At 35.8% G+C, this 19,697-nt stretch carries 12 protein-coding genes; 10 read left to right on the forward strand and 2 right to left on the reverse strand.

The features are described from left to right. Positions 1-57: 57 nt before the first annotated feature. Positions 58-5,943 carry a gliding motility-associated C-terminal domain-containing protein gene (locus SD960_RS16405; protein ID WP_318804807.1) on the reverse strand — a complete coding sequence of 1,962 codons (5,886 nt, stop codon included), beginning with the start codon at positions 5,941-5,943 and terminating at the stop codon, positions 58-60. A gap of 846 nt (positions 5,944-6,789) precedes the next feature. Here SD960_RS16405 and SD960_RS16410 point away from each other — a divergent pair. The 10 genes from SD960_RS16410 to SD960_RS16455 all read left to right on the forward strand — a co-directional run bounded on the left by SD960_RS16410 (position 6,790) and on the right by SD960_RS16455 (position 19,374). Further along, complete coding sequence (locus tag SD960_RS16410; RefSeq protein WP_318804809.1) at positions 6,790-9,600, forward strand: carboxypeptidase-like regulatory domain-containing protein; 2,811 nt, start codon at positions 6,790-6,792, stop codon at positions 9,598-9,600. 87 nt (positions 9,601-9,687) lie between these two features. Next, a complete protein-coding gene (locus SD960_RS16415) occupies positions 9,688-11,259 on the forward strand; it encodes a G-D-S-L family lipolytic protein (protein WP_318804811.1) in 1,572 nt (523 codons plus the stop codon). A gap of 234 nt (positions 11,260-11,493) precedes the next feature. Further along, positions 11,494-13,005: a F0F1 ATP synthase subunit beta gene (gene atpD, locus SD960_RS16420; protein WP_318804813.1), complete on the forward strand. Its 1,512-nt coding sequence runs from the start codon at positions 11,494-11,496 to the stop codon at positions 13,003-13,005. 82 nt (positions 13,006-13,087) lie between these two features. Next, complete coding sequence (locus SD960_RS16425; protein ID WP_042563498.1) at positions 13,088-13,369, forward strand: F0F1 ATP synthase subunit epsilon; 282 nt, start codon at positions 13,088-13,090, stop codon at positions 13,367-13,369. A 62-nt stretch (positions 13,370-13,431) separates the two neighbouring features. Next, positions 13,432-13,962 carry a hypothetical protein gene (locus SD960_RS16430; RefSeq protein ID WP_318804816.1) on the forward strand — a complete coding sequence of 177 codons (531 nt, stop codon included), beginning with the start codon at positions 13,432-13,434 and terminating at the stop codon, positions 13,960-13,962. 179 nt (positions 13,963-14,141) lie between these two features. After that, positions 14,142-14,777 carry an NAD(P)-dependent oxidoreductase gene (locus SD960_RS16435; RefSeq protein ID WP_318804818.1) on the forward strand — a complete coding sequence of 212 codons (636 nt, stop codon included), beginning with the start codon at positions 14,142-14,144 and terminating at the stop codon, positions 14,775-14,777. 69 nt (positions 14,778-14,846) lie between these two features. Then, on the forward strand, positions 14,847-16,001 hold the full coding sequence (locus tag SD960_RS16440; RefSeq protein ID WP_318804820.1) for a pyridoxal phosphate-dependent aminotransferase family protein: 1,155 nt from the start codon (positions 14,847-14,849) through the stop codon (positions 15,999-16,001). Between the two features lie 98 nt (positions 16,002-16,099). Then, positions 16,100-16,717, forward strand: coding sequence for a dethiobiotin synthase (gene bioD, locus SD960_RS16445; protein WP_318804822.1), 618 nt, complete (start codon positions 16,100-16,102; stop codon positions 16,715-16,717). Positions 16,718-16,818: 101 nt separating this feature from the next. Then, positions 16,819-18,090: an adenosylmethionine--8-amino-7-oxononanoate transaminase gene (gene bioA, locus SD960_RS16450; RefSeq protein ID WP_318804823.1), complete on the forward strand. Its 1,272-nt coding sequence runs from the start codon at positions 16,819-16,821 to the stop codon at positions 18,088-18,090. A gap of 114 nt (positions 18,091-18,204) precedes the next feature. Then, positions 18,205-19,374 (forward strand): beta-ketoacyl synthase N-terminal-like domain-containing protein, encoded by a 1,170-nt coding sequence (locus SD960_RS16455; RefSeq protein WP_318804825.1) that lies wholly within the window; start codon positions 18,205-18,207, stop codon positions 19,372-19,374. A 79-nt stretch (positions 19,375-19,453) separates the two neighbouring features. Here SD960_RS16455 and SD960_RS16460 read toward each other — a convergent pair. After that, on the reverse strand, positions 19,454-19,697 hold a 244-nt coding region (locus SD960_RS16460; protein WP_318804827.1), incomplete at its 5' end, for a T9SS sorting signal type C domain-containing protein.

The following is a 19,697-nucleotide window of genomic DNA, read 5'->3' on the forward strand; positions in this document are numbered from 1 at the left end:
TATAATGCTATAAAGCGAGACTTAGGTCTCGCTTTTTTTTGTGCTTATAGTTATAAATTAATTATTACTTATAAAAAGATAACCTGATTTTGTAATAGTGTTTCCGTCATTTTTGTATTCCAGAGCGTAAAAATAAGTTCCGGTAGGTAATTTATCACTTTGTTTCAATGTTGCACGGCCTTTCGAAATCCCCTCGAAAGGATCAGTAATATTATCATAACCTTCTTTTTCGTAGACAAGTACTCCATATCTGTTAAATATTTTCAAGTTGTTATTTGGATAACAATCAACACCTCCAATTTTAAATGTGTCATTCATTCCATCACCATTTGGAGAAAGGCTATTGTAAACTATGGTCAGACAAGATACATTGATGGTTTGTGTAAATGAATTCTGATTTCCACATTCATCTGCCGCAACCCAAGTTCTGTCTAAAGTATATTTAGTGCTGCAATCTCCGTCAATTCTTGTTTCGGTGTAGGTAACTGTTGCATTGCCGCAATTACTTTTTGCAGTAAGGATAACGGCTTGAGGTATAGTTTCGCAGTTTGCATTGACTAAAGCAGGTGGAAGGGTTTCGGTAAAAACTGGAGCGGTCGTGTCATTTACATTTATAATTTGTTGGTGAATGGTTTTATTATCACAAACGTCTGATGCAGTCCATGTTCGTTGGAGTTGGTAATTACCTGGGCAATTTCCGTTAACTCTATTTTCATTGTAAGTAACAGTAGCAGATGAACAATTGTCTGTGGCGGTAAGTGTTGTGGGAATTGGCACCGTGGCTGAACAATCGATCGATATATCACTAGGCAGTGGTTCTACAAAAACAGGAGCGGTTTTATCTATAACGGTTATGGTTTGGATTAAATTAGTAGTCAGTCCTCCGCAATCGGTTAAAGTGTAAGTTCTTGTTAGTACATAAGGATTTAGGTTACAACCCGATCCTGCATTATTAGTGTCAGAAACGGTTATAGTAGTTATTCCTCCGCAATTACTTTCAATATTTGTAACTGAATTTATATCTGCAGCAGGAATATCAGTTATACACTGCAGTGACAAGTCTGGCGGTTTTGTACCTGTGGGACCAACAGTATTATTTATTGTATAAGTGTAAATCCAGTCGTGTGAACTTCCTTCGCAATCAGTAAAATTATAACTATAGGTTACCGTGCCATTGCAACTTGGTACTGTAGAAATTATAGGAGGTGATGGTGCTAAAATATTTCCACAATTATTCATAACAACAGGAATTGTTGGTGTAACTACTGATGAAGCACATGCCACGATTGATGATTGATTGGCAGGCATCGTAAAGTCAGAAATATTTTTGATAAAGTTTTGAGTGCAGACGACTGTATTCAAAATAGTGTTTTCTCCTATGTCATGAACTTTGTTATTGTTTGGATCGTAGTACTCTGTGATGATATAGGTTCTGGTTATTGATCCGTTGCAAATTGGATCATTACTATTTGAAGCTGTGATTTCTATTGCTCCACAAGGCGTACCTCCAATAGATCCATCGCCGTTTCCTAAAGATTCAAATTCCGCGACAGTTAAATTTTCAGCAGTTGGGATTTGGTTATAACAAGTGACTGTTGTTACCGGGAAAGTAGGACAAGAAACTTCAAAGGAGCAGCATATAGGCGCCGTGCCCGAAACTATTATCGGATTGCAAGTTGAGCTATCTTCAATACTTACATTGTAATTTGTTCCAGATGAGATAGGATTAGATGTCCAGGTTTCGCCGTTCCATGTTCCTGGTGCACCGGTTCCTATGGCAGTATAAGGTGCTTGTCCCTCTACTGTTAGTGTTAAAATATAATTTGAAGCATCAGTCGAACACATTGTAGATTCTGATCCTATTAAAGAGAAATAATTAATATTGACATTCTGATTAGCTGTTGAAGCATTCCCATTGCCGTCATCAAAAGTCCATGTCACAACTGTTGTGCCCTGAACGGTTATTGGGAAAATGGTTAAAGTTGTTCCGGTAATTGTTCCCGCGCAGTTGTCTGTTGTAGTTGGTGGCAAAGGTGATGCTGAACATTCTGCTGTAACATCAGCCAAGGTTGGAACTAAAGGAGGCGTGACATCATCTAAAATTACATTATGATTGGCGGTTGAAATATTGCCATTTCCATCATCAAATGTCCATGTTACAATTGTTGTGCCTTGAACGGTTATTGGAAAAGTGGTTAGTGTTGTTCCTGTGATGGTTCCTGCGCAATTGTCCGTTGTGATCGGCGGAGTAGGAGTAACGGAGCATTCTCCTATTATATCGGTCAAAATTGGAGCTAAAGGCGGCGTTACATCATCCAAAATCACATTCTGATTTGCTGTTGAAATATTGCCATTTCCATCATCAAATGTCCATGTTACAATTGTTGTGCCTTGTGAAGTGATTGGAAAAGTGGTTAGTGTTGTTCCTGTAATGGTTCCAGCGCAATTGTCTGTTGTGATCGGCGCAGTGGGAGTAACGAAGCATTCTCCCGTGACATTTGCCAAAGTTGGAACTACGGGAGGCGTTACATCATCCAGAATAACATTCTGATTTGCTGTTGAAATATTGCCATTTGCATCATCAAAAGTCCACGTCACAACTGTTGTGCCTTGGGTGGTTATTGGAAAAATAGTTGTTGTAACTCCAATAATTATATCCGAGCAGATGTCCGTTGTAGTTGGTGCAGTTGGAGTAACGGAACATTCTCCCATTATATCTACTAAGATGGGAACTGTGGGAGGTGTCAGATCGTTAAGAATCACATTCTGATTCGCTGTTGAAATATTGCCATTTCCGTCATCAAAAGTCCAGGTTACAATTGTTGCGCCTTGGGTGTTGATAGGGAAAGTAGTTAATGTTGTTCCTGTTATGGTTCCTGTACAATTGTCGGTTGTTGTAGGTGGAGTTGGTGTAGCTGTACATTCTGCTGTAACGTCAGCCAAAGTTGGAGCTATAGGCGGAGTGACATCATCTAAAATCACATTCTGATTTGCTGTTGAAATGTTGCCATTACCGTCATCAAAAGTCCATGTCACAACTGTTGTGCCCTGAACGGTTATTGGGAAAGTGGATAGAGTTGTTCCGGTAATTGTTCCCGCACAGTTGTCTGTCGTAGTTGGTGCCAAAGGTGTTGCTGAACATTCATCCGTTACATCAGTCAAAGTTGGAACTACAGGTGGCGTGACATCATCTATAATTACATTCTGATTTGCTGTTGAAATATTGCCATTTCCGTCATCAAAAGTCCATGTTACAATTGTTGTGCCCTGCGAAGTGATTGGAAAAGTGGCTAGTGTTGTTCCTGTGATGATTCCTGCGCAATTGTCCGTTGTTGTAGGTGGAGTTGGAGTAGCTGAACATTCTCCGATTATATCGGTCAAAATTGGAACTAAAGGAGGCGTTACATCATCCAAAATCACATTCTGATTTGCTGTTGAAATATTGCCGTTAGCATCATCAAAAGTCCAGGTCACAACTGTTGTGCCTTGGGTGGTTATTGGAAAAGTGGTTAAAGTTGTTCCGGTAATGGTTCCCCCGCAGATATCTGTGGTTGTTGGTGTGGTTGGTGTAACAGAACATTCTCCTGTTACATTTGACAGAACGGGAGTTGCTGGGGGCGTCAGGTCGTCTACTATGACATTTTGATCAGCTGTTGAGGTATTCCCGTGACCGTCTTCAAAGATCCAGTGAATGATATAAGTTCCCTGCGTGTTGTAGGTCAGTGGATCAGTTGTAGTTCCTGTTACAAGACCGATGCAGTTATCATTTGTAGTTGGAGGTGTAACCGTAAGAGAACATTCTTCAATTACATCGCTAAGAATTGGCACATCGGGAGCAGTAATATCAAGAACAGTCACATCTTGCTCCATGTTTTGTATAAATCCATATCCGTAGTCAAAATCCCACATTATTGTTGTTAATCCTTGTGAAGTAATAGGAAGATTTGTAGATGTTGTTGCGGTTATTGTTCCGGCACAGGCATCTGTTAAAGTTGGAGCTGTTGGCATTACAGCACATTCTGCAAATATATCCGGTAAGGCTGTAGGTGAAGTCGTTTCATCTATTGTGATGGTCGTAGAAGTTGTGCTTGAACATGTACCATCGCTAAAAGAATAGGTTATAGTATGACTTCCGGTGACTGAAGCTGAGAGATTAATTTCTCCTGAATTTGAATCGATAGATAAACCTGGATCTGAGGAATATGTGCCGCCGTTTTCACCTGTTAGAACAACTTCAGCAAATCCTCTTTGACAATATTGCGTATTTTGATAGCTAATTATCGCACTAGGTAAGGGATTAACAATAACATCCTGGGTTGTTGAATTTGTCGAACCGTTATCAGTAGTAATTTGTAATGTTACAGTAAATATTCCCGCAGCAGCATAAACATGTGTAGGGTTTTGATCTGTGCTGGTTTGACCATCTCCAAAATCCCAATTGTATGATGCAATTGTTGAGCCATCTGTTATTGTACTAGTGTTTGTGAAAATAAAATTGTTGATATCAATACATTGAGTGTCATTGTTAACTGTAAATGCAGCGGCAGCGGTTTGTACTGATTGTGTTTGAAAAGAAAATACAGAGCCTGTTGGCAAATTGACGGTGTTAAATAAAACTTTGTTTGCAGAAATGGAAACTGCGGGATAAGATAATACTGAGGCACTGGTAAAATCGCCTGTTCCTGTAGGATCAACCAGAAGAAGGTAATCGCTCGCACTTTGTGCAGAATAAGTCAATCCCGTGGTATCATAAGTTAATGCTATATTTCCGGGGTTTCCCGTACTTTGCGCTTTCCATATTCTCTGCACTCTTTTTTTTGTAATATTTCCCGTAATGGGAATGTTGATTTCTGTGAGGGCACCTGTATCATGTCCAATTATTAAAAAGGTATTGTCTACAATTGGGGCTTGGGAGGTTATTACAATGTTTCCTTTTCCCGTTTGTCCTGTACCGTTCCCGCTTCCGGTATTCATGCTGTTAGATTGGACTTGTGAAAGATCAGATGTGGAATCTTGTCCAATGCCGAAAACGTCATTGTGATAGGGTAAATTTGCGGTAGCATCCCACAATGTTGTGTTAATGCTATTTACATAATCGCCAACTTTATGAATTCCATATTTTATTGCCAGATAAGATTGTATTTGATTGTGATTAATGGTCGAAGACTGATCTGCATCATATAAAATAACTTCAGCAATGTCGCCATTGTACCAGTCATTTGCGCTATATGTGCTTTGGCCAAGTCTATAAGTAGCGGAATTGAATGCAGTAGTAGTAAACGGAGTAGTGCTTGTGCTGGAAACTAAGCTGTTTGATTCAAATTTTCCTGAGTTTGTTGTTGTAAAATGAGTCGAAATTAATGCAGTAGATCCTAGAATAGGGCCTACCGAAGTGAGACCAACAGTATTTCGTACGCCATAAACATTATTTCCATTCCTGCTCATTAAGTCTGCACTTTCAATGTTTTGCCAATCTGAAGCTGTAGGGGTTTGAGAAATCATAAAGATCCTTCCCGAGCCGCTACTTGCTGCATTCATTATTGTAACCACATAAGCCGAGATATTGGTACTGGTAATAGCCGGAGAAAAACTTCCCTCTAATCCAGAAAAACTTGTATTTGATGTGCCATTAAAACGTAGTGAAGGATTGAAGTTGATAATGTTTTCTTGAAAAGTGGGATTTACGACCGTTTGCGTAAACATAGTTGGTATGTAAAGCGCATTGCTTACAGAACCTGTTTGATTTGCCCATGTGGTCACATTAGCCTCATCTGTAGATGGAGTAACATTCGAATTTGCTTTTAGCCATAATCTAAGATTATCAGATACCCCGCCAGGACTTTGTGCTTGCACAGAAAATGATAATGCTAACGATGTAATGGGTACTAAGAGATATTTTTTTTGTTTAAAAAAAGCTATAAATAGAGGTAAAGTAATTATCATAGACAAACGTGTTTTTCTGTTTACTTCAAATTATTTTATTGAGTTACGGCAAGTACGAATGTAATGTCAGCGTAACTATCATCTCATTCTGATACTCGGGAATACTCGAGAGTTTGCCGTAAAGCTTGGAGTGGCTTATATAACTTATACAATTAGCAGAGCATGTAAAATCCAGTATTAATTAGTATAGAATGTTACTACTCTAATTAATTTTTTTGTGGGTTAAAAAATTTAAAATCGAATTAAAATCATAGAATGTCAAACATCTTATGATTTAATTTTAATCTTATAATTTCGAAAAATGCAATGGTTCTGGAAGTATTAAAAAAGTGCGGAAATAAATTTTCGAAATATAGGTATAAACTGGCGTTTAATAAATTGCAGATGGGCTAATAATGATAGATGTATCTGATTATCAAATATATGAAAATTAAAATTCAAAACAAAAAATATTACGTACTGGTTAATATTTTTAATATCGCCGGAATATTTTTTATAAATTTCAATTTGTTTTTTATTGTTGTGTTTTAAATCATTACTTACCAAAGCAACAGTCTTAAATGTTAAAAAATCAAAAAAAATCAACGGTATGTTTTAATTGTCAATTTATTTTTCTTGCAGATGTATTTTTATCGAATCCTTAAAAAATTAAATAAAACTTATATGTATGCATAGTAAATTATTGAATGTGTATCTATTATTTGATTTTAATACAATAAAATTAATTATTAAATAGTTAAATTACAGGGTAAAAACATGTATAATATTAATATTTTTTAACGTTTTTTTATTAATATCAAAATTATTTGTATTTTGGTAGCATAAACTAACAAAAAACCTAAACCAATGAGAATGTATTTGCTAATTATGTTGTTTTTCTGCGGAATTTCCTTTGCGCAGAATACAGTTACCGGTTCCGTAACCGACAGTAACAAACAATCTATTCCTGGTGCCAATATTAATGTTGTAGGAAGTTCAACTGGAGCTTCAACCGATTTTGATGGCTCCTTTAAATTGAATACTTCTGCCAAACCGCCTTTTGTAATTAAAGTTTCGGCAGTAGGATTTGAAACAAAAACAATTAATGTTACTTCGGCAAACCAAAACATCAGTGTGGTTTTAAAAGATGAAGAAACAAAATTGGATGAAATTGTTGTTTCGGCTTCCAGAACTCCTGAGCGAGTTATTGAATCGCCTGTTACAATTGAAAGAATGGGGATTCAGGAAATTAAAAACACCACAGCAGCTACTTTTTATGACGGTTTAGAGAATTTAAAAGAAGTAAATTTTAACACAAGTAGTATTTCTTTTAAATCAATAAATACCCGAGGTTTTGCTACAGTGGCAAATACTCGTTTTATGCAATTAGTCGACGGAATGGATAATTCGTCACCAGCCTTAAACTTTGTGTTAGGAAACTTAATTGGTGTTTCTGATATTGATGTGGCAAGTGTAGAGCTTTTACCAGGTGCATCTTCTGCGCTATACGGAGCAAATGCTTTTAACGGTATTATGTTTATGACTAGTAAAAGTCCTTTTGCTAATGAAGGAATAAGCGTTTATTATAAATACGGACAAACAAGTCAGGACGCTGCCGGAACTAATGATTATAATGATTTTGGAATCAGAGCTGCAAAAGCATTTACCAAACATTTTGCTTTAAAAGCAAATTTCACATACCTGGAGGCTTCTGAATGGATCGCAGCAGATACGAGAAGTATGACTGGCGGTTCTGTTGGACATGCAATGAATCAAAATTATGATGGGTTAAATATATACGGAGATGAAGTTACAACGTTTATCCCAAATGTTGGACAAGTGAGCAGAACCGGATACCGCGAGCAGGACTTAACTGATAACAAAGTTAAAAGTATGAAGGCCGATTTTAGCGCTCATATTAAGCCTTTTGCAGATGACACTGAAATTATATTGCAATATAAAATTGGTACAGGAAGTACAATTTATCAGGGAGCAAACAGGTATGCTTTAAAAGGTTTCTTAATGCAGCAGGGTAAATTTGAAATAAAAGGAAAGAACTTTTTTGGAAGAGTTTATTTTACAAGTGAAGATGCTGGAAATTCTTATGATATGAGATTTGCAGGATGGAACGTTAACAGATTAGCAAAATCTGATAAAAACTGGTTTACAGATTATGGAACAGCATTTCAATTGTCATCAGCAGTATTGGGTCTTAATGCAAATGATGCAGCAAACTATGCAAGAACTTTTGCTGATTACAATGTTGCTCCGGGTTTAGGATTAACTCCAAATATTGATCCGCTTAATCCAGGTGCCCCAAGATCACCAAGATTTGAGCCGGGTTCTGCACAATTTAATAATGCGCTTACTACTGTAACTTCTAATCCTGATTTAACTCAGGGAGCAAAATTTATTGATCATTCAAAATTATACCATTCAGATATAAATTATAATTTCAGAGATCTTATCAAATTTGCCGAAATTCAGGTTGGTGGTTCTTGGAGAAAATATATAATGGATTCAGAAGGAACAATCTTTACAGATTACGATGGTCCGATCGATTATAAAGAATATGGGGCATATGCACAATTGCAAAAAAAATGGATGGACGACAGATTAAAATTTACAGGATCTGTACGTTATGATAAAAGCCAGAATTTTGATGGGAATGTTTCACCAAGAATTTCATTTGTATATTCTGCAGGTGAATCAAAAAGACATAATTTCAGAGTATCTTATCAAACAGGTTTCCGTAACCCAACTACTCAGGATCAATATATTGGTTTAGATTTAGGGCCTTTTGCATTAATTGGTTCTGCAGCTGATAATTTAGATCGTTTTCAGGAAACTCAGCCTGTAAGTCTTGCAGGTCAGGCTTTACCAGGTAATGGAGCAACAGTTGACTTGTCAGGCCGCAGTGCTTATGAAAACTCTTATACATTAGCTTCTGTTCAGGCATTTGCTGCATCCGCAAATCCTGCCGATCTTAAAGTAGCAAATCCTAGATTAGTAAAGCCAGAAGAAGTACAGGCTTTTGAAGTAGGGTATCGTACAGTAGTTCAAAACGATTTATCTATTGATATCAACGGATACTACAATATTTACAACGATTTTATGAATACTTCAAGAGTTATTACTCCTTATTACGGAACAGCAGGATCAGATCCTACAGATCCTAATGTTCAGTTAAGTTATGCTGCTTTGGCCTTTGGTGACCGAAGAGTTTATCAGGTATATACCAATACTACTGCTCAAATTACATCATTAGGTTTTGGAGTTGGATTGTCTAAAAAAGTATATAAAGACTTTGAAGTAGGAGTTAATTACAATTATGCTCAATTTGATTTTGATCAAACAGAAGATCCAAGCTTTGTGGCTGGATTTAATACTCCGAAACACAGAATTAAAGGTTCTTTTGGAAATGCTAAAGTAACTAAGAACTTAGGTTTTAATGTGAATGTAAGATGGAATACAGAATATTTGTGGCAATCTTCTTTTGGAGACGGAATGATTCCGGAAAACACAGTTCTTGATGCTCAGATTAATTATGGTATTCCAAAATTGAAATCTGTTATTAAAGTTGGAGCAACAAATCTTTTCGGTAAAGATTACCTTCAGGTAGTTGGAGCTGGTATGATTGGTCAGATGTGGTTTGCTTCATGGATAATCAATCCTTAAATGAAATGATTATTTGATCAAAAAAGATTTTCTTTCTTTTTACGGCTTGCTAACTAAGAAAGAGCTAATAATTTAAAAGTTAATAACATGAAAAAAAATATAAAATGGCTATTATTGGTTTCTTTAACCTTTATGGCAGCTTGTAATAATGACGATGATAACAACACTCCCGAAGAAGTTCCTGTAACTCCCGGCTCGGCAGTTTTTACAAAATATGTGGCACTTGGAGATTCTTTTGCTGCGGGTTACAGTGATAATTCATTGTTTAAAAAAGGACAGGAAAACGGTTATGCCAATATATTGTCTCAGCAATTTGCTGCGGCAGGCGGTGGTACTTTTACAATACCCTATGCAAATGATAATATTGGGGGATTATTGTTTGGAGGTCAGGTAAATCCGGCTTTCGGACCTCGTTTATACTTTAACGGAACCGCACCATTTCCTGTATCTGGCGTGCCAACTACCGAAGTTATGACACATCTTACAGGTCCTTTTAATAATTTAGGAGTTCCTGGCGCTAAAAGTTTTCACTTAGTAGCAAGCGGTTATGGTAATCCTGCAGGTTTGGCTATTGGAGCAGCAAATCCTTATTTTGTTCGATTTGCAAGTTCAACTTCAACTTCAGTTTTGGCAGATGCGTTAATTCAGACACCTACATTTTTCTCTTTGTTTATTGGAGGAAATGATGTTCTGAGTTATGCAACTTCTGGTGGAGTTGGAAAAGATCAGAAAGGAAATCCAAATCCGGCAACTTACGGTAGCAATGATATTACAGATCCTGCTGTTTTTGCAAATGTATATTCTTCTATGGCAACTGCTTTAACTGCAAATGGAGCAAAAGGAGTAGTGGCAAATTTACCTTATATCACGGCTTTGCCTTATTTTACAACAGTTCCTTACAATCCGCTTACAGCTAAATCAATTGGACTTAATAATGAAGAAGTTGGGAAAGCTACCATAAAAGCACTTAATGCACAATTATACGGTCCGTTAAAACAAGTGCTAACTGCATTGGGAGCCGGAGACAGAATTAATTTATTATCTGAAACTGCTTCAAATCCGGTATTGATAAAAGATGAAAGCTTGCCAAATTTAGGAACTCAATTAGCTCAGGCATTTGCGCCAACGTTAGGAGCACAAACTGCGGGTTTTTATGGTGCTGTTTTTGGACAGGCGAGACAAGCTACAGCTGCAGATCTTGTAGTGCTGCCAGTACGAACTGTGATTGGTACAGTGCCTAGTGCTGCTGACTCGGGAATTGGTATGATTCCCCCTGCTCCATTAGATAAATTCGGAATCACATTTCCATTACAGGATAAACACGTTCTTATTCCAACAGAAAGTGCTGAAATTAAGAAAGCAACAGATGCTTACAATGCTACAATTGCTGCAGTTGCAACCGAAAAAGGTTTGGCATTTGTTGATACAAGAGCAGTTTTAACGCAATTGGCAAGTACAGGAATCAAATTTGGAAATTTCAGTTTAACGTCAGCCTATGTTACCGGCGGTGCTTTTTCATTAGACGGAATTCACCCAAGCGCAAGGGGTTATGCATTAATTTCTAATATTTTTGTAGATGCCATTAATGCAAAATACGGTTCAACTTTACGCCATGTAGATTTGAGCGTATATCCAAGTCAATATCCTAAATCATTATAAAAAAACCATTTTTTTTCTAAAAAGCCACTCGTTTTTAAAATGTAGTGGCTTTTTTTAATTGTGAAAAAAATTGCCATTTTAGATATTTCAGGCCTCACTTTTAGGAATCAAACAAAATCATGGTATTTTTTATGAAAAAAAAATTGATTTTATATTTTAAAAAATTATCTTTGCGCTCTGAAAAAAGAGGTATTTTCGATAAACCTAAATAGCTATTTAATAAATACATAAGTAATGTCAAAAGTAATAGGAAAAGTTGCTCAAATCATTGGACCAGTAGTTGACGTAGTTTTCAACGGTAAGGATGTTGAACTTCCAAAAATTTATGATTCACTAGAAATCACTAAAAAAGACGGAACTTTATTAGTTCTAGAAGTGCAATCTCACATTGGAGAAAACACTGTTCGTACCATTTCTATGGACTCTACAGACGGTTTGTCAAGAGGATATGAAGTAGTTGGAACAGGAAATCCAATCAAAATGCCAGTTGGAGCAGATGTTTACGGACGTTTGTTTAATGTGATTGGTGATGCTATCGATGGTTTAGGAAACTTACCAAAAGATGGAGATAATGGTTTATCTATTCATAGACCAGCACCTAGATTTGAAGATTTATCAACTTCATCTGAAGTTTTATTCACAGGTATTAAAGTAATCGATTTGATCGAGCCTTACGCAAAAGGAGGTAAAATTGGATTGTTTGGTGGTGCAGGTGTTGGTAAAACAGTATTGATTCAGGAGTTGATCAACAATATTGCAAAAGGTCACGGTGGACTTTCAGTATTCGCAGGAGTAGGAGAAAGAACACGTGAAGGAAATGACTTGCTTCGTGAGATGTTAGAGTCAGGAATTATTAAATACGGTGATGATTTCATGCACTCTATGGAAAATGGAGGATGGGATTTATCTAAAGTAGATATGCCAGGAATGAGAGAGTCTAAAGCTACTTTCGTTTTCGGACAAATGAATGAGCCTCCTGGAGCTCGTGCACGTGTGGCACTTTCAGGATTATCTATCGCAGAATATTTCCGTGATGGAGCAGGAACTGATCAAGGTAAAGACGTATTGTTTTTCGTTGATAACATCTTCCGTTTTACACAAGCAGGTTCTGAGGTATCAGCACTTTTAGGTCGTATGCCTTCTGCAGTAGGATACCAACCAACTTTGGCAACAGAGATGGGAGCTATGCAAGAGCGTATTACATCTACAAACAAAGGATCTATTACATCTGTACAAGCGGTTTACGTTCCTGCGGATGATTTAACTGACCCGGCGCCAGCTACAACTTTCGCCCACTTAGATGCTACAACAGTATTGTCTCGTAAAATTGCTGAGCTAGGTATTTATCCAGCGGTTGACCCGTTAGATTCTACTTCAAGAATTTTAACTCCTCAAATTTTAGGAGCTGAGCATTATGACTGCGCACAAAGAGTAAAAGAAATTCTTCAAAAATACAAACAATTGCAAGATATTATTGCGATCTTAGGTATGGAAGAATTATCAGAAGAAGATAAATTATCAGTATCAAGAGCACGTCGTGTTCAACGTTTCTTATCTCAGCCTTTCCACGTAGCGGAGCAATTTACAGGTATTCCTGGAGTATTGGTTGATATTAAAGATACTATCAAAGGATTCAACATGATTATCGACGGTGAATTAGATCACTTACCTGAAGCAGCTTTCAACTTGAAAGGTTCTATCCAGGATGCGATCGAAGCTGGAGAAAAAATGTTGGCTGAAGCTTAATATAAATTATGATTTATGAGTTATAAATTATGAGTTTCAACTCACTTATAACTCATAACTTATAACTCATAACTAAAAAAAGATGATTTTAGAAATAGTATCACCAGAAGCAAAATTATTTTCAGGAGAAGTAACTTCAGTTACATTGCCTGGAGTTGATGGAAGCTTTCAAATATTGAATAATCACGCTCCTATTGTTTCTATTCTGGAAAAAGGAACTGTAAAAATTGCAGCTCCAAAGTTTAATTTTTCTAAAGAGGTAGCGAGCAAATTCACGAAAGTAAACGAACAAACCTATACATTAGAGATTAATTCAGGTACAATCGAGATGAAAGACAATAAAGTAATTGTTTTAGCAGACTAAAACAGTTTCAAAATAAATGAAAAAGCCAAACATTATTGTTTGGCTTTTTTTATTTTTGGGAAATGGAAAATCATGACAAATTTGAAATTTCGATTCTAGCTAAGAAAAGGAGTTGGTACGAATTAGTATTAGCGGCTATTTTTTACGGCATTTTTATCTATTTGTTAGGGATTGTTATTTATGTAATTTATTTAGGCATTTCTTTTATTCTTTTTATCAAGCTGCTTACAGCATTTGTTTCAGTTGGAGGATTCTGTTTTATTTATGGATTAACTTTTTCTGCCACGAGAGACATTATTATAAATGTTACGGATAGTGTTATTATAACAAGATACGTGGTGGCGTCGTTTTCATACGATGTAAAATCTAAAGTAACAGAGTTTGAATATGTTTCTTTTTTTCAGGATAAATGGGGTGAGTACGGTACTAATCTCTGGTATGTTAAAAATAGACATTATAAAATGTGTAGTTTTGAAAGTAAAGAAGTGGCGTATCAATTTTGTTTGAATATTTCAAATAAACTAGATATTGATATACTTGATGCGACCGAAAAAGGAAACTTTAAATGGATTGAAAAAGATAATTTAAAATAAACAAAAAAGCCAGATACAATATCTGGCTTTTTTTGTTTTAGCAAAATTCCTATCTTTGAAGTATTAAAATCTCTTTATAAAATATTGACCATTATAAAAGTTCAGTAAGCTTTTATTTTTTCGTTTTATCGCATTGATAAAGCGTGATTTATCTATGTCAAATTTTATAAAGAAAATATATGAAAAATATAAAAAAAGTTGCCATTCTTGGAGGCGGTGGCAGAACTGGAAAATATCTTGTAAACCAGTTATTAAAAGAAGGATTTAGCATAAAACTTTTGCTGCGACATCCTGAAGATTTTACAATTCAAAATCCAAATATCGAAATTATTAAAGGCGACGCGATTAATTCTAAAAGTATTCAGTTATTACTTGAAGATTGTGATGCCGTTATTAACACAATCGGCCAGCGTCAGGGTGAACCGATGGTAGCAAGTTCTGCCACAATAAATGTTTTAAAATCAATGAATGATTTTGGAATAAAACGCTACATTTTATTGGCAGGACTTAATATTGATACACCTTTTGATAAAAAAAGTGCCAAAACCACTTTGGCGACAGAATACATGAAAACCAATTTTCCAATAATTCAGGAAGATCGCCAAAAAACGTATGACCTTTTAGTCAATAGCAATGTAGATTGGACATTAGTTCGCGTTCCGCTTATTGAATTTACAGATCTTAATTCAGCCATAATAGTTGATTTGGAAGATTGTCCCGGTGATAAAATCAATGCAGGGGATATTGCAAACTTTGTGGTCGATCAAATTACTGATGATAAATTCATTAGAAAATCATCCTTTATAACCAATTAGTAAGCTTTAAAATAAACAGCGGGCCATATCAAACCCGCTGTTTAATATCATTTTCATAACTTTGCTTTTATGAAATTACCTGAAAACCTTATACAGAAATTAGAAATTCGAAAGGAGAACAACTCATTAAGAAAGTTGCCAAGCTTTAATAATCTTGTCGATTTTTCTTCTAATGATTATATTGGTTTTTCAAAATCAGAAAGCATTTTCAAACAAACGCATCATTATTTGATTGAAAATGAAATTCTGCAAAACGGCGCAACAGGTTCTAGATTGATTTCAGGAAATCATGATGCATACCAAAACACAGAAATTTTTATAGCACAATTTCACGACGCAGAATCGGCTCTAATTTTCAATTCGGGTTACGATGCCAATGTTGGCTTTTTTAGCGCCGTACCGCAAAGAAATGATATTATATTGTATGATGAATTAAGTCACGCTTCAATAAGGGACGGGATTACGATGTCGAATGCTAAATCATATAAATTCAACCATAATGATTTTGAAGATTTAGAAAAACTTATTATTAAATTCCAATCTTCTAAAATCCAAATTCCAATCAATATTTACATCGTTACAGAAACCGTTTTCTCAATGGATGGCGATAGTCCGAATCTGGAAGAATTGGTTGTGCTTTCTGAAAAGTACAATTGTTATTTAATTGTTGATGAAGCACATACATTGGGTGTTTTTGGAGATAAGGGCGAAGGTTTAATGCAATATTTGAATCTACACAATCGCATCTTTGCCAGAATAATGACTTTCGGAAAAGGATTAGGCTGTCATGGGGCAGCAGTTTTGGGAAGTTCTGATCTTAAAGAATATCTAGTCAATTTTGCCCGAAGTTTTATTTATACAACCGGATTATCTCCACATTCCGTAATTACAATTCTCACTGCTTACCAACATCTGGAAATCGAAAAAGCAAGTATTGAAAAATTGCGCCAGAATATTGTATTTTTTAATCAACAGAAAAATTTATTAGGATTAAAGCCAATGTTTGTTCGAAGCAAATCAGCTATTCAATCGGCAATAGTTCCGGGTAATCAAAATGTAAAACAATTGGCTCAACAGCTTCAGGATAAAGGTTTTGATGTAAAACCAATATTGTCTCCAACTGTTCCAGAAGGTCAGGAGCGTTTACGTTTTTGCATTCACAGCTATAATTCAGAAGAAGAAATCAACGCTGTTTTAGGGTTATTGGCTAACTTTGTGTTTTAATAATTATTACACAAAGATCCACAAAGAAAAAACACAAAGTTGCACTAAGATTTTGTGAATCTTTTTTTTCTTTGTGAATCTTCGTGAAATCAAAGCGTATGAAACTATTTATAACTGGTATTTCTACTGATGTTGGTAAAACCATAACTTCGGCAATTGTTGTTGAAGCCCTCGAAGCAGATTATTGGAAACCTGTTCAGGCAGGAGATTTAGATAATTCGGATAGTCATAAAATCAAATCTAAAATCTCAAATCTCAAATCTAAAATTTTCGAGAATTCGTATCAATTAAATACACCGGCAAGTCCGCATTTGGCTGCAGAAATTGATGGAATTACAATTGATCTAAAGAAAATTCAGGAACCAAAAACAGATAATCATTTGGTTATTGAAGGGGCAGGAGGGATTTTTGTTCCGTTAAACGAAGAAGATTCAATTATTGATTTAATTCAGCCCGATTATAAAGTGATTTTGGTTTCGAGACATTATCTGGGAAGCATCAATCATACATTACTCACCATTGAAGCCATTCGAAATCGAGGTTTTGAAGTCGCCGGAATTATCTTTAGCGGAAGCGAAAATAAAGCAACAGAAAGTTTAATTCTGAATAAAACCAAGATAAAATTTATTGGAAGAATCGATGAAGAGCCGTATTTCGACCAAAATGTAATTCGCGAATACGCCGATTTATTCCGTGACAATCTTCTAAATTTATAGAACAAAGAATATAGAATAAAGAAAACAGACTTTCCTATCTTTGTCAAAATTATAGAAGTCTAGTCTTTTTTCTATACTCTCTACTCTATTTTCTAAATACCATGACATTAACAGAAAAAGACAGCCAATATCTTTGGCATCCTTATACACAACATAAAACTTCACAAACACCAATCGCTATTTCAAGAGGAGAAGGAGCATTGCTTTGGGATGAAAACAATAAAGAATATATTGATGCCATCGCTTCGTGGTGGGTAAATCCTTTCGGGCATAGTAATAAAATTATTGCCGATGCCATTTATAAACAATTGACGACTCTGGAACATGTTTTATTTGGTGGTTTTACGCATGAACCGGCGATAAAAGTGGCAGAAGAACTAATGAAGATTTTGCCTAAAAATCAACAGAAAATATTTTTTTCAGATAATGGTTCAACTGCTGTTGAGGTTGCAATTAAGGTAGCTTTGCAGTATTTTTTCAATAAAAATGAAAAGCGAACTACGATAATTGCTTTTGAAAATGCTTTTCACGGTGACACTTTTGCGGCAATGGCGGCAAGCGGAATTTCATTTTATACGCAGGCATTCCAAGGAATGTTTATTGATGTTGTGCGAATTCCGGTTCCGATAAAAGGGCAGGAGCAAGCTAGTTTTGACGCTTTAAAAGATGTAATTAAAAACCATAATTGTGCCGGATTTATCTTCGAGCCTTTAGTGCAGGGAGCGGCTGGAATGGTAATGTATGAGCCGGAATCGTTAGCAAAATTGATTCAGATTTGTGCAGCAAATAATGTTTTAACTATTGCCGATGAAGTAATGACAGGTTTTGGTAAAACGGGAAAAACTTTTGCAATGGATTATGTCGATGAAAATCCGGACATGATTTGTTTGTCGAAAGCTTTGACGGGAGGAACAATCCCAATGGCAATTACCACTTTTACGCAAGATGTTTTTGATGCTTTTTATGATGATGATATTAATAAAGCATTATTTCACGGACATACTTTTACGGCAAATCCAACGGGTTGTGTCGCAGCTTTGGCCAGTATTGATTTATTGCAGACTGCAGAAATGCAATCTAATATTGAGAGGATAAATGCCAGTCATCTGAAATTTCAAAAGAAAATTGAAAATCACGCAAAAGTAATTACCGCCAGAACTTTGGGAGTTATTTTTGCGGTGGAAATAAAATCAGAGGCAGAAGAAAGTTATTACGGCTCAATGCGAACAAAATTGTATAATTTCTTTATTGATAAAGGAGTGATTCTGCGCCCGGTTGGAAATATCGTTTATATTTTGCCTCCCTATATTATGACCGATGAACAACTTCAAAAAGTCTATAAAACGATTGAAGAAGCCATTGAAATGGTGTAATTTTGCTAACAGATGGCACAGATTAAAAAGGGTTACACCGGTTTAATAATTACCAGCGTAAATCAGTTTAATCCGTGTCATCCGTGGTCTATTTTTTTTACTAAATAAAACATTTTGAATACACAAAAAATCGCCATAACAGCTTTTTCTTCTATTTCTCCGTTAGGAAATAATACTGATGCTGTTTGGAAAAAATATCTTGATAATCAACACTGTTTTTCGAAACTGTTTCTAGATCAACAAGAAACTTCTGTTGCTGCTCTTGATCTGGAATCAAAGCAAATTGTTGCCGAAGTTCGCGAATCTGATATTAAATATAAATTTCTGGATGATTCTGTATTGTTTGCTTTAGTGGCTTCTCGAAAAGCTGTTGAACAAGCAGGTTGGGAAAAAGATGATGTTTTCGGAATTAATATTGGTTCTTCACGCGGTGCGACTGATTTATTCGAAAAGCATTACAAAGAATATATAGACACCGGAAAAGCGCAGACTTTGGCATCGCCAACAACTACTTTAGGAAATATTTCGTCCTGGATTGCTCATGATTTGCAAAGTGTAGGCCCGGAAATTTCACACTCCATCACGTGTTCTACAGCACTTCATGCAGTATTGAATGGAGTTGCGTGGCTGAAATCCGGCATGGCTGATAAATTTTTGGTAGGAGGAAGTGAAGCTCCGTTGACTGATTTTACGATTGCCCAGATGCGTGCTCTAAAAATATATTCGCGTATTGATCAGGAAAAAGAACCTTGGCCAAATCTTGCTTTTGATTTTGAGAAAACACAAAACACGATGATTTTGGGTGAAGGCGCAGCGGTTTGCTGTTTAGAAGCGGGAGAGAAAGAAAATGCAATTGCTTATATTACAGGAGTTGGTTATGCAACCGAGATTTTAGAGCATAATATTTCCATTTCTGCAGAAGCAGATTGTTTTCAGAAGTCTATGAAAATGGCCTTAAAAGGTGAAAGTTTAGAAAATATTGATGCAATTGTAATGCATGCGCCTGGAACAATAAAAGGAGATTTAACAGAGCTGCGTGCGATAGAAAAAGTATTCGGTGAGAAATTACCTTTATTGACAACCAATAAATGGAAAATAGGACACACATTTGGTGCTTCCGGAATATTGAGTTTAGAGTTAGCTCTTTTAATGATAAAGAATAATACTTTTATAGAAGTACCTTTTTCGGCAAAACAGAATCACACGAAAACAATAAAAAAGGTTTTAATTAATGCTGTTGGTTTTGGTGGAAATGCTGTTAGTATTTTGATTGAAAAAGCATAGTATTAGAATTGAATTTTAGTCCATAAAAAAAATCCATTCCGTTTTGCGGAATGGATTTTTTATTTAAGATTGTCCAATTTTAATTAAAAATAACTTTCTTAGTTGCTGTAAAGTCATTCTCAAGAGTAACTTTTACAAGCAATACCTGATTGGCCGATTGCAGGTTTTGTATTTGCAGTTCTGTTGTGCCTGCTTTCTTTTTATTGTAAAGAAGTTTTCCTGAAATATCAAAAACCGTTACCTCTTTTATGTTTTCTGCCGAAGAAGTTACCTTGATGGTTTTATCTTTTACAGAAACCAGAAGCCCGTTTTCAACATTTTCA

Origin of the sequence: Flavobacterium sp. MMLR14_040 (assembly GCF_033657265.1) — a bacterium.
In the GTDB taxonomy this organism is placed as follows: Bacteria; Bacteroidota; Bacteroidia; order Flavobacteriales; family Flavobacteriaceae; genus Flavobacterium.